Origin of the sequence: Mycolicibacterium parafortuitum (assembly GCF_002086815.1) — a bacterium.
In the GTDB taxonomy this organism is placed as follows: Bacteria; Actinomycetota; Actinomycetes; order Mycobacteriales; family Mycobacteriaceae; genus Mycobacterium; species Mycobacterium parafortuitum.
Window position 1 is genome coordinate 163,424 of the sequence record NZ_MVID01000003.1, and the last position, 11,950, is coordinate 175,373.

The 11,950-nt window shown below is 69.9% G+C and carries 13 protein-coding genes; 7 read left to right on the top strand and 6 right to left on the bottom strand.

Annotation, left to right across the window (positions count from 1 at the left end; all coding sequences use genetic code 11):
• The first annotated feature begins 42 nt into the window (after positions 1-42).
• From BST38_RS05610 to BST38_RS05620, 3 genes are read left to right on the top strand one after another with little or no spacing between them, the layout of a single operon-like run.
• Positions 43-2,082, top strand: a complete 2,040-nt coding sequence (locus BST38_RS05610; RefSeq protein WP_083142265.1) for an MMPL family transporter — start codon at positions 43-45, stop codon at positions 2,080-2,082.
• A complete protein-coding gene (locus BST38_RS05615) occupies positions 2,079-3,290 on the top strand; it encodes a cytochrome P450 (protein WP_083142266.1) in 1,212 nt (403 codons plus the stop codon). Before BST38_RS05610 ends, BST38_RS05615 begins: the two co-directional genes overlap by 4 nt.
• A complete protein-coding gene (locus BST38_RS05620) occupies positions 3,287-3,493 on the top strand; it encodes a ferredoxin (RefSeq protein WP_083142267.1) in 207 nt (68 codons plus the stop codon). The genes BST38_RS05615 and BST38_RS05620 overlap by 4 nt, the downstream gene beginning before the upstream one ends.
• Here BST38_RS05620 and BST38_RS05625 read toward each other — a convergent pair.
• Genes BST38_RS05625 through BST38_RS05635 form a run of 3 tightly spaced genes read right to left on the bottom strand, consistent with a single transcriptional unit; the run spans position 3,450 to position 6,042 of the window.
• On the bottom strand, positions 3,450-4,106 hold the full coding sequence (locus BST38_RS05625; RefSeq protein ID WP_083142268.1) for a hypothetical protein: 657 nt from the start codon (positions 4,104-4,106) through the stop codon (positions 3,450-3,452). The two genes, BST38_RS05620 and BST38_RS05625, sit on opposite strands and share 44 nt — an antisense overlap.
• Positions 4,103-4,750 (bottom strand): PaaI family thioesterase, encoded by a 648-nt coding sequence (locus BST38_RS05630; RefSeq protein WP_083142269.1) that lies wholly within the window; start codon positions 4,748-4,750, stop codon positions 4,103-4,105. The genes BST38_RS05625 and BST38_RS05630 overlap by 4 nt, the downstream gene beginning before the upstream one ends.
• Positions 4,747-6,042 (bottom strand): adenylosuccinate synthase, encoded by a 1,296-nt coding sequence (locus tag BST38_RS05635; RefSeq protein ID WP_083142270.1) that lies wholly within the window; start codon positions 6,040-6,042, stop codon positions 4,747-4,749. Before BST38_RS05635 ends, BST38_RS05630 begins: the two co-directional genes overlap by 4 nt.
• A gap of 126 nt (positions 6,043-6,168) precedes the next feature.
• Here BST38_RS05635 and BST38_RS05640 point away from each other — a divergent pair, with 126 nt between their 5' ends.
• Genes BST38_RS05640 through BST38_RS05650 form a run of 3 tightly spaced genes read left to right on the top strand, consistent with a single transcriptional unit; the run spans position 6,169 to position 8,484 of the window.
• Positions 6,169-6,780: a peptidase M50 gene (locus BST38_RS05640; RefSeq protein WP_083142271.1), complete on the top strand. Its 612-nt coding sequence runs from the start codon at positions 6,169-6,171 to the stop codon at positions 6,778-6,780.
• The gene (locus tag BST38_RS05645) at positions 6,777-7,544 is read left to right on the top strand and encodes a site-2 protease family protein (RefSeq protein WP_083142272.1); all 768 of its coding nucleotides are present in this window, start codon (positions 6,777-6,779) and stop codon (positions 7,542-7,544) included. Before BST38_RS05640 ends, BST38_RS05645 begins: the two co-directional genes overlap by 4 nt.
• A 43-nt stretch (positions 7,545-7,587) precedes the next feature.
• Positions 7,588-8,484 (top strand): cation diffusion facilitator family transporter, encoded by an 897-nt coding sequence (locus BST38_RS05650; protein WP_083142273.1) that lies wholly within the window; start codon positions 7,588-7,590, stop codon positions 8,482-8,484.
• A gap of 4 nt (positions 8,485-8,488) precedes the next feature.
• On the opposite strand, the gene BST38_RS05655 is transcribed toward BST38_RS05650, so the two are convergent.
• Positions 8,489-8,905, bottom strand: coding sequence for a DUF3151 domain-containing protein (locus BST38_RS05655; protein ID WP_083142442.1), 417 nt, complete (start codon positions 8,903-8,905; stop codon positions 8,489-8,491).
• 62 nt (positions 8,906-8,967) lie between these two features.
• Here BST38_RS05655 and BST38_RS05660 point away from each other — a divergent pair, with 62 nt between their 5' ends.
• Positions 8,968-9,777 (top strand): Rv0361 family membrane protein, encoded by an 810-nt coding sequence (locus BST38_RS05660; protein ID WP_083142274.1) that lies wholly within the window; start codon positions 8,968-8,970, stop codon positions 9,775-9,777.
• A gap of 15 nt (positions 9,778-9,792) precedes the next feature.
• Here BST38_RS05660 and fbaA read toward each other — a convergent pair whose 3' ends face one another.
• Positions 9,793-10,830, bottom strand: coding sequence for a class II fructose-bisphosphate aldolase (fbaA, locus tag BST38_RS05665; RefSeq protein ID WP_083142275.1), 1,038 nt, complete (start codon positions 10,828-10,830; stop codon positions 9,793-9,795).
• 52 nt (positions 10,831-10,882) lie between these two features.
• A complete protein-coding gene (locus BST38_RS05670) occupies positions 10,883-11,908 on the bottom strand; it encodes an alcohol dehydrogenase catalytic domain-containing protein (RefSeq protein ID WP_083142276.1) in 1,026 nt (341 codons plus the stop codon).
• Between the last annotated feature and the right edge of the window lie 42 nt (positions 11,909-11,950).

The window sequence follows — 11,950 nt, forward strand, 5'->3', positions numbered from 1 at the left end:
ATTAAGTTGATTAATGGTTAACTATTTGAAATATTGGTTCTCATGAACCGTCGATTCTCGTGGGTGGTCGCGCTTCTCGTGGTCCTCGTCTCCGGCGCCCTGATGGGGCTGCTCGGCGGCGGCGAGTCCGATTCGCAGTCGCCCGTGGCGGTCCCGGCCTCGTCGGAATCCGCCCGTGCCGACGCGGCGCGTGCACAACTGCCCGGCGGGGATCAGGTACCCGCAATCCTGGTCGTCACACGGACCGATTCCGCGCCGCTGAGCCCCGCCGACCTCGAAGCCGTCGACGCCGCGCGCACCCGCCTGCTCGCCTCCGCGGGGGCGGGCGAGGCCGGACCGCCGCCACAAGTGTCCGAGGATGGCCAGGCCGCGGTCGCGACCGTGCCGTTGTCGGCGGACCTGTCCGGGTTCGACCTCACCGACAAGGTGAAGGAGATGCGGGACGCCGCCGCCGACGGACTGCCCGCCGATCTGCAGGCACAGGTGACCGGCGGACCCGCATTCGGCGCCGACATCGCGAACTCGTTCTCCGGGGCCAACTTCACGCTGCTCGCGGTCACCGCTGCCGTGGTCGCGCTGCTGCTGATCATCACCTACCGCTCCCCCGTGCTGTGGCTGGTGCCGCTGCTGGTGATCGGGTTCGCCGACCGTGTCGCCGCGGTGATCGGGTCGGCGGTCGCCGAGCTGTTCGGGATGACCCCGGACGGATCCACCGCCGGCATCACCAGCGTGCTGGTGTTCGGCGCGGGTACCAACTACGCGCTGCTGTTGATCTCGCGGTACCGGGAAGAGCTGGGCCGCAACAACTCCCACCGCGAGGCCCTCGACATCGCGGTTCGGCGCGCCGGCCCGGCCATCATCGCCAGCAATGCGACGGTGGTGCTGGCGCTGCTGACCCTGCTGTTCGCGTCGGCGCCGAGCACCCGCAGCCTCGGTGTCCAGGCCGCAGCCGGTCTGGTGGTCGCCGCGGTGTTCGTCCTGCTCGTGCTGCCGCCCGCGCTGGCCCTGTTCGGCCGGAAGCTGTTCTGGCCGTTCATCCCTCAGGTCGGCGCGCAGGCACTCACCGACCGCGGCGTGTGGCACCGCATCGCGTCGGCGGTCGCGCGACGCCCGGCAGTGGTCGCGGTGATCTCGATCGGCGGGCTCGCGGTGCTGTGCACCGGGCTGTTCGCGACCCCGGTCGGGCTCTCCCAGACCGAGCAGTTCCGGGTGCAGGCCGAATCGGTCAGCGGCTTCGACACACTGTCCGAGCACTTCCCGAGCGGACTGACCGACCCCGCCCGCGTCATCGCATCGGCCGACCGCAGCGCCGAGGTGCAGCGCGCGATCACCGAGACCCCGGGTGTGGTCTCGGCGTTCCCGGCCGGTCCCGAGGCTGACGGGCTGACCCAGTGGTCGGTGGTGCTGGCCGCCGATCCGGCCTCCGACGAGGCGTTCGACACCATCGACGCGCTGCGGGATTCGGTGCACCAGGCGGATCCGGACGCGCTGGTGGGTGGTTCGGACGCGACCGCGCGTGACGCCGCAGGCGCGGCCGGCCACGACCGAGCCGTGGTGATCCCCGCGATCCTGGTGGTGGTGCTGGTGGTGCTCTACGTGCTGCTCCGCTCGGCGCTCGCCCCGCTGGTGCTCGTCGGCGTCACCGTGCTGAGCTCGGTCGCGGCCCTGGGCCTGGGCGGCTGGGCCAGCGTGCACCTGTTCGGCTTCCCCGCACTCGACAACACCGCGCCGCTGTACGCGTTCCTGTTCCTGGTCGCCCTCGGCGTCGACTACACCATCTTCCTGGTCACCCGCGCCCGGGAGGAGACCCCCGAGCACGGCACCCGCGACGGCATCGTGCGGGCCGTGTCGGCGACCGGCGCGGTGATCAGCAGCGCGGGCATCGTGCTGGCCGCGGTGTTCTGTGTGCTGGGCGTGCTGCCGCTGATCGTGCTGACCCAGGTCGGCATCATCGTCGGCCTCGGCATCCTGCTGGACACCTTCCTGGTGCGCACCGTGATCATCCCGGCGCTGTTCACGCTCATCGGCCCGAAGATCTGGTGGCCCGCGCTGCGTGAGGAGACGCGTAGCGTCGAGAGATGACCCAGGCAGCCCACGACCTGCCGCCGCTGCACATGCGGCGCGACGGGTTCGACCCGATCCCCGAGCTGCGGGAGATCCGGGACGGCGAGGGGGTCCGGACGGTCACCAACGCGTTCGGGATGCAGGTCTATCTCGTCACCCGCTACGACGACGTCAAGACCGTGCTGTCGGATCACGCCCGGTTCTCCAACGACCGGCCGCCCGGCTTCGTCGTGCCGGGGGCGCCGCCGGTCGACGCGGCCGCCCAGGCCCGCGCCAGGGCGGGCAACCTGCTCGGCCTCGACCCGCCCGAACACCAGCGGCTGCGGCGCATGCTCACTCCGCAGTTCACGCACCGCCGCATGCAGCGGCTGCAGCCCCGCGTGGTCGAGATCGTCGACGGCCAACTCGACGCGCTGGCCGCGGCCGGACCCGCAGCCGATCTGGTCGAGCACTTCGCGCTGCCGATCCCGTCGCTGGTGATCTGCGAGCTGCTCGGCGTGCCGTACACCGACCGCGCGGAGTTCCAGCGCCGCAGCGCCCGCCAACTCGACCTGTCGATCTCGATCCCGGAACGACTCGAGCTCGCGCGGGAAGCACGCGCATACATGGCGGGGCTGGTCGAGCGGGCCAGGACCGCCCCCGGCGACGACATCCTCGGCATGCTGATCCGCGAGCACGGCGGTGAGCTCACCGACGACGAGCTGATCGGCATCGCGGGCCTGCTGCTGCTCGCCGGGCACGAGACGACGTCGAATGTGCTCGCGCTGGGCACGCTGGCGCTGCTGCGCCACCCCGAGCAGCTCGCCGCGGTGCGCGACGACCCGGCCGCGGTGATGCCCGCGGTCGAGGAGATGCTGCGCTGGCTGTCGGTGGTACAGACCGCGATCCCGCGCTGCACCACCACCGACGTGGAGCTCTCCGGCGTCACGATCCCGGCCGGGCACCTCGTGTTCGCGTCGCTACCGCTGGGCAACCGCGATCCCGGATTCGTCGACCGCCCTGAGGACTTCGACATCACCAGAGGTGCGCCCGGGCACCTGGCGTTCGGGCACGGCGTGCATCACTGCCTCGGCGCGCCGCTGGCGCGGATGGAGATGCAGATCGCGTTCCCCGCGCTGCTGCGCCGGTTCCCCGCGCTGAGCCTGGCCGAGGACTTCGCCGATGTGGAGTTCCGGTCGTTCCACTTCATCTACGGTCTCAAGGCATTGGAGGTGTCGACCGGATGAGCGAGACCAAGCGCGTGGTCGCCGACCGCGAACTGTGCATCCAGGCGGGCAACTGCGTGATGGTCGCCGGGGAGATCTTCGATCAGGACGACGACGGCATCGTCGCGATCCTGCGCGAGGAGGTCAGCGGCGACGACGTGGCACGCGCGGCCGAAGCGGTCACGCTGTGCCCGGCGAGTGCCCTGGCACTCGAGGATCGATGACGCCGGCGCGCGCGAGCATCACCAGGCTGACGACCAGCACCCAAATCGGGAACGTGATCGTCATCCACTTGCTGACATCGCTGCCGACCAGCACGGCCAGCGACACCAGATAGGTCAGCACCACCAGCCAGCGCGGCATCAGCCGGGTGCGCAGCCAGATCGTCGCCAACGACATCATGAACACTGCCGCCATCCGCAGCGCGTAGGTGTTCGACAGCGCCAGCAGCAGACCCTGGCCGAACGCGTCGACCTCGGTGCGGGTGCCGGGCTCGGCGAACTCCCTGGTGGCCAGCAGCCCGGCGCCGACGGCGGTCGACGCGAAGATCATCGCGAGGAACACCAGCGCGCTGCCGATCATCACCGTCGAGAAGAACTTGTCCTCCAGCGTCCCGAGGCCGTCGCGCACCACCCCGAGGAACCACAGGAACGCGATGCCCGCGAACGGCACCAGCACGATCGCGATGCGCAGTCCGCCCGTGGAGCCGTCGGGCACCGACGTGCGGATCAGCACCAGCGCCGCCCCGAACAGCAGCGCGAAGGCCACCCCGGCGAACGCGGCCGCGTGCGGGGTGCTCAGGCGGCGCAGATGCCGGTCGGCCGGATGCTCGGTCATGGCTGGCCGGGAAGCAACCTGATCATCAGCCCGTTCGACTCGGCCAGCACGTTGCCGTCGGCGTCGAGAAGTTCGGCGTTGACCCACGCCTTGCGGTCCTCTGCCTCCCGCAGCCAGCCCCGCGCGGTCAGCACGGTGTCGATCGGCGTCACCCTGCGGTAGTCGACGTGCAGGAACGCGGTGCGGCTGATCGGCCTGCCGGTCGCGTGGATCACCATGCCGAACATCGAATCGAACAGCAGCGGCAGCACCCCGCCGTGCACCGCGGAGTTGCCGCCGACGTGGTAGCGGCTGAACGTGACCTGCAGTTCGACCCCGTCGGCCTCGAACTTGGTGACCGTCCACGGCGGCATCAGCAGGCTGCCCGCGCCGGGCAGCGACGGCACCCGGTTCGACGGGCCGACTCCTTCCGCCGCCTGGAACGGTTCGAGCAGCGCGACGAGTTCCTCGACCCGGTCGGCGGCGTCGTTCCAGGTGTCGGGATCGGGGTCGGCCGACACGGCAAGATCCTGGGCCCGGCGCATCGCGGTCAGGAACCGCCCGAATCCGGGGCCGGGGTCGGCGGCCTCGAACACCGGGAATCCGCCGTGCCTGTCGTACTCCGGGTCGACGCGCCGCGGATCCAGCCCGAAGTCGGAGCTCACGAGGTGGCCAGGATGTCGCGCCGCACGATCGTCTGATCGCGGCCCGGCCCGACACCGATGCACGAGACATGCGCCCCGGCAAGCTCTTCCAGGCGCAACACGTAGTCGCGCGCGTTGGCGGGCAGTTCTTCGAAGGTGCGGCACGAGCTGATGTCCTCCCACCAGCCGGGCAGCTCCTCGTACACCGGTTCGGCGGCGGCGAAGTCGCTCTGCGTCATCGGCATCTCGTCGGTGCGTTTGCCGTTGACGGTGTAGCCCACGCAGATCGGCACCGTCTCCAGCGTCGACAGCACGTCGAGCTTGGTCAGGAAGTAGTCGGTGATGCCGTTGACCCGGGTCGCGTAGCGGGCGATGACGGCGTCGAACCAGCCGCACCGGCGCGCCCGGCCGGTCGTCACACCGACCTCACCACCGGTCTTGGCCAGGTAGGCGCCGTGCTCGTCGAACAGTTCGGTCGGGAACGGTCCCGAACCCACCCGGGTCGTGTAGGCCTTCAGGATCCCCAGCACGGTGGTGATCCGCGTCGGCCCGATGCCCGAGCCGACCGACGCGCCGCCTGCCGTCGGATTCGACGACGTGACGAACGGATACGTGCCGTGGTCGACGTCGAGCAGGGTGCCCTGCGAACCTTCCAGCAGCACGATCTCGTCGCGCTCCAGCGCCTCGTTGAGCAGCAGCCGGGCGTCGGCGATGCGGTGCTTGAAGCCTTCGGCCTGCTCGAGCAGGTTGTCGACCACCTCGGCGGGTTCCAGCGCCTTGCGGTTGTAGATCTTGACCAGCACCTGGTTCTTGAACTCCAGTGCGCCCTCGATCTTCTCGGCCAGCAGCGCGGGGTCGAGCACGTCGGCGACCCGGATGCCCTGGCGGGCGATCTTGTCCTGGTAGCAGGGGCCGATACCGCGGCCGGTGGTGCCGATCTTCTTGCTGCCCGCGTACCGCTCGACCACCTTGTCGATCGCGACGTGGTAGGGCATCAGCAGGTGCGCGTCGGCCGAGATCAGCAGCCCGTCGGTGTCGACGCCGCGGTCCTCGAGGCCCTTGAGCTCGGTGAGCAGCACACCGGGGTCGACGACGACGCCGTTGCCGATCACGTTGGTCACGCCGGGGGTCAGGATGCCCGACGGGATCAGGTGCAGGGCGAAATTCTCCCCGGTTGGCAGCACCACCGTGTGTCCGGCGTTGTTACCGCCCTGGTAGCGCACCACCCACTGGACACGTCCCCCCAGGAGGTCGGTGGCTTTTCCCTTTCCCTCGTCGCCCCACTGGGCGCCGATGAGGACGATTGCCGGCATCGCAGTCCTTCGCGTCTTCCCGCTAGATTCTTACGCTCAAGCTGCGCTTGGATACTGTGTGCAGCCGGTGATCCACCATATCCGATGAACATCGCACCTGATCACCAGTCGTTTGCGAGGAGCAGATTGGACCCGTCGAGCACCGCTGTCGTCCGCTTCGGCGAACGCCGCATCCCCAGGTCGCTGCATGATCTGCCGGTTCTGCCCGGTCCCGACGCCGACCCCGCTCCCGACCTGACCGGGCACCGCCGACTGATCGTGCTCGGCTCCGAGCGCGAGCTGTCCTCGGTGCTCACCGCGCTGATGCGCGCCGACCGGCTCGATGTCGAGGTGGCCCACGTGCGACGGCCCTGGCAGGCCGGTCAGGCCCGCACCGGGACGGCGACTCGGGTGCCGCTGATCCGGGATGAGACCGGCTCGGTCATCACCGGGGCGGCCTACTGGCTGCCGCCCGAGGGGCAGCGCACGATCCGCGGCGAGGCCGTCGTCGACGACGAGTGGCTGTTCGACGGCGAGATCACCGGCGTGCGGATCGAGCCGACCGCGTCGATGCCGGGGCTGCGCGCGTCCGCGCTGACCGGCCGGATGCGGCCCAACCGCTGGATTGCCGGGCGCGCCGCGCAGCTGGGCACCACCGGCGCGCTGGTGGTGCGTGACGGCGAGCCGGGCCGCAGGCCGGTGCGCCGCTCGACGTTCTACCGCCACACGCAGGGCTGGCTGCGGGTCGGCCACCGATGATCGGGCAGTCGGTGCGGCCCAGCCCGATCTTCCTGGCGCTGATCGCGGTCACCGCCGCCGGCGGCGCGCTGGCGTGGGCGATGACCGACGAGGTCCGCCCGCTGTCCTATGCCGCGGTGTTCGCGTTCGTGATCTTCGGCTGGCTGGTCACGCTGTGCCTGCACGAGTTCGGCCACGCGTACTCGGCCTACCGGTTCGGTGACCGGGACGTCGCCGCGCGCGGCTACCTGACCCTGAACCCGTTCAAGTACACCCACCCGCTGCTGTCACTGGGCCTGCCGGTGCTGTTCATCGCGCTGGGCGGGATCGGCCTGCCGGGCGGGGCGGTGTACCTGCGGACCGGATACCTGACCGACCGGCAGAAGACGCTGGTCAGCCTCGCCGGGCCCGCGGTGAACCTCGTGTTCGCGGTGATGCTGCTGGCCCTGGCCCGGGCGTTCTACGACCCGGCGCATGGCGTGTTCTGGGCGGGCGTCGCGTTCCTCGGGTTCCTGCAGGTCACCGCGTTCCTGCTGAACATGCTGCCGATCCCCGGCCTGGACGGGTACGGCGCGCTGGAGCCGCATCTGAGCCCGGCGAATCAGCGCGCGCTCGCGCCCGCCAAGCAGTGGGGCTTCGTCATCCTGCTGGTCCTGCTGATCGCGCCGCCGCTGAACCAGTGGTTCTTCGGCGCGGTGTACTGGCTGTTCGAGCTGTCCGGCGTGGACGTGTACCTGTCGCGGGTCGGCGGCCAGCTGACCCGGTTCTGGTCGGCCTGGTTGTAAGACCCCTTGCGACATATGCGTCATTGCGCATATATTCTGGCCCATGGGCGCCGGACACGATCACAGCCACGGCGGTGACACCAAGGTCTCCCGCATGGTGATCGCCGCGGCGATCCTGACGGTGTTCTTCGTCGTCGAGCTCGTCACCGCGCTGGCCATCGACTCGATCGCGCTGCTGGCCGACGCGGGTCACATGCTCACCGACCTGGTCGCGATGTTCATGGGGTTGACCGCGGTGCTGCTCGCCAGGCGCGGCAGCACGTCGCCGTCGCGCACCTACGGCTGGCACCGCGCCGAGGTGTTCACCGCGGTCGCGAACGCGGCGCTGCTGCTCGGTGTCGCGGCGTTCATCCTCTACGAGGCCGTCGAGCGTCTCGGCGACGCGCCGGACATCCCGGGCGTGCCGATGATCGTCGTCGCCGTCGCCGGGCTGATCGCGAACTTCGCGGTCGTGCTGCTGCTGCGGTCGCACTCGCAGGACAGCCTCGCGGTCAAGGGCGCCTACATGGAGGTCATGGCCGACACGGTCGGCAGCATCGGGGTGTTGATCGCCGGCATCGTCACCGTCACCACCAACTGGCCGTACGCCGACGTCGTCGTCGCCGTCCTGGTCGCGCTGTGGGTGCTACCGCGCGCGATCGCGCTGGCCCGCGCAGCGCTGCGCATCCTGTCGGAGTCCTCCCCCAGCCACATCGACGTCGACGAGCTGCGCGCCGCGCTGTGCGCGGTGGACGGGGTGACCGAGGTGCACGACCTGCACGTGTGGACGCTGGTCCCCGGCAAGGACATGGTCACCGCGCATCTGACCAGCGTGCGCGACTCAGCCGCGGTGCTCGACGACGCCCGCGCGGTGCTGACCGCCCGCGGGCTCGGGCACGCGACCGTGCAGGTCGAGCCGCCCGACAGCGCGGCCGACTGTGAGTGCGAAAGCCAGGCCTGAGCGCTCAGGCCAGCCCGAGTTCGGCGCGGGCGGCCGGGTCGCAGTCGTCGAGCAGATCGAGGCAGCGCTGGTATTCGGGCGTCTCGCCGATCGCCTCGGCGGCGCGGGCCAGCGCGGCGACACACCGCAGGAAACCGTGGTTGGGTTCGTGGGAGATCGGCACCGGACCGAACCCCTTCCACCCGTTGCGGCGCAGCGCATCAAGGCCGCGGTGGTAGCCGGTGCGGGCGTACGCGTAGGCGGTGACGGCCTGATCGTCGGCCAGCGCCTGCTCGGCGAGCACCGCCCACGCGATCGATGCGGCCGGGTGCGCCGCGGCGACGATCGACGGGTTCTCGTTGGCCTCCAACTCGGCCTCGGCGGCAGGATCGCCGGGCAGCAGTACAGGTTCCGGTCCGAGAAGATCACCCATCCGTGTCATGGAACCCATTGTGCCGTGCGGCTACCGCAGACCTGCACCTCGGATCGCTAAGCTTCCGCAATATGTCGAACGCAGAAGGTCCTGACGACTCGGACGACACCACCGCCGAATCATCCGCGGACGCCGAGACCGAGGTTCTGCCCGGCACCGACCCCGAGCACGAACCCGCCACCGAGGTGTTCGCACCCGCCGAACCCCAGGGCGACGAACCGGACACCGAGCAGTCCGGCGAGCGCCGCTTCACCGCGCCGTCCGGATTCGACGCGGGCTCCACCCAGGTGATCAACCGCCCGAACGACCCCGCCACCGAGGCGTTCACCGTCCGGGATCCCGGCAACGCGCCGACCGAGGCTTTCGCCGCCCAGAAACCGGTTGCGCCGCAGATGATCCCGCCGCGCGGGGACGCCCCCAAAGCACCCAAGACCGCGCGCCGCAACTGGGGCTGGGTGATCGCGATCATCGTGGTGATCGCGGCGCTGGCCGCCGTCGCGGTGGTCGGCACCATCCTGCTGACCCGGGGTTCGGCGTCGACGGTGTCCCAGGAGGACGCCGTACGCAGCACGATCCAGAACTACGACGCCGCGATCGAGAAGGGCGATCTCGCGACGCTGCGCAGCATCACCTGCGGCACCACCGCCGAGGGCTACAACAACATCGACGACAAGAAGTGGGCCGACACGCACCGCCGGGTGGCCCAGGCCGGGCGCTACCCCGTCGTCGCCAGCATCGACCAGGTCGTGATCAACGGCGACCACGCCGAAGCGAATGTCACCACGTTCATGGCCTACGCCCCGCAGACCCGCTCCACCCGCAGCTTCGACCTGCAGTTCCGCGACGACCAGTGGAAGGTCTGCCAGGCCCCGAGCTCCTGAGCCCGTCGCCCCGCCTCAGCCCGCGGACACACTCCGGCCCGCGCTGTGCAGGTCGTTGCACGCCTCGACCACCCGCTCACTCATCGAGGCCTCGGCCTTCTTGAAGTAGCTGCGCGGGTCATAGACCTTCTTGTTGCCCACCTCGCCGTCGACCTTGAGCACCCCGTCGTAGTTGGCGAACATGTGCCCCGCGATGGGCCGGGTGAACGCGTACTGGGTGTCGGTGTCGACGTTCATCTTGACCACGCCGTAGCGCAGCGAATCCTCGATCTCGGACTTCAAAGAGCCTGAGCCACCGTGGAATACGAAGTCGAACGGCTTGGAGCCCTCCTCCAGGCCCAGCTTGGCCGACGCGACCCGCTGCCCTTCGGCGAGCACCTCGGGCTTGAGCTTGACGTTGCCCGGCTTGTAGACGCCGTGCACGTTGCCGAACGTCGCGGCCAGCAGGTACTTGCCGTGCTCACCGACTCCGAGCGCCTCGATGGTCTTCTCGAAGTCCTCGGGCGTGGTGTAGAGCTTGTCGTTGATCTCGGCCTCGACCCCGTCCTCCTCGCCGCCGACGACGCCGATCTCGATCTCGAGGATGATCTTGGCCGCGGCCGCCTGCTTGAGCAGCTCCTGGGCGATCGAGAGGTTCTCGTCGATCGGGACCGCCGAACCGTCCCACATGTGCGACTGGAACAGCGGATTGCCGCCCGCCCGCACCCGCTCCGCCGAGATCGCCAACAGTGGCCGCACGTAGGTGTCCAGCTTGTCCTTCGGGCAGTGATCGGTGTGCAGCGCGACGGTGATCGGGTATTTCTCGGCGATCACATGCGCGAACTCGGCGAGCGCGACCGCGCCGGTGACCATGTCCTTGACACCCAGACCCGACGCGAATTCCGCACCGCCGGTGGAGAATTGGATGATGCCATCGGAGCCGGCGTCGGCGAAGCCCTTGATGGCGGCGTTGACGCTCTCGGAACCGACGCAGTTGATGGCCGGGAACGCGAACGAGTGCTCCTTGGCGCGGCCCAGCATCTCGGCGTAGACCTCGGGCGTGGCGATGGGCATGGCGGTTCCTCTCAACTGGCGTTGGGGCAAGTATGTCAAGTTCCGGGCATGATCACACGGTCAGAACCCGGCGATATCTGGCGCGGCCGTCATCCATCGCCGCGAACGCCTCGGCGGCCTCGGCCAGCGGCTGCTCCTCCACCATCGCCCGCACACCCGACAGCAGCGCGAAGTGCAGCGTCTCCTCGACGTCGCGCGCGGTGCCCGACGGATGCCCGACCACCGACAGTCCGCTGTTGATCAGGTCCAGCGGGCTGATCGGCAGGTTCTCGGCGGTCACGCCGACGACCACGAGTTCACCGGCCGGGCCGAGCCCGCCGACGGTCGCCGCCATCGCGGCGGCGTTGTTCGCGGTGGCCAGCACCACCGCGGCCCCGCCGAGCTTCTGCAACTCCGCGGCCACGTCCTGGGCGGTGGAGTCGATGTAGTGGTGGGCGCCCAGCGCCACGGACTCGTCGGCCTTGCCGGTGCCGCGCGCAATCGCGACCGTCTCGAACCCCATCGCCCGCGACCACTGCACCCCGAGGTGTCCGAGCCCGCCGACACCGAGGACCGCGACCACGTCACCGGCCTTCGCGCGGGTCTGGCGCAGCCCGTTGAACGTCGTCACCCCGGCGCAGCCCATCGGCGCCGCCTCGGCGAACGACAACCCGTCCGGAATCCGCGCCAGCGCGGTCCACGGCACCGTCACCGACTCGGCGTAGCCGCCCGGGTAGTGCCAGCTCGGCACCTGCAGCCGCTCGCACTGCATGAAGAAGCCCTTGCGGCACGGCACGCAGCGGTTGCAGTTGCCGCCGAACCAGCCGACGGCGACCCGGTCTCCGACCGTGAAGTCCTCGACACCGTCGCCGACCTCGGCCACGGATCCGGCGATCTCGTGCCCCAGCGTCAGCGGCCACTGCATCCCGGGGAAATGGCCGGCGTGGAACTCCCGGTCCGTGCCGCACACCCCACACGCCTTGACCGCGAGACGGACGTGACCGGGCGGTGGCGGCTGGGTTTCGACCTCGACGAGAGTGAGTTCGGCGTCGGCGGCGGCGACGTGGACAGCCTTGTGGGTGGGCTTGTCGGTGGGCATGGCCCAGCCTAAGCCGGATACGCCGCCGGTACCCTTGAAAAC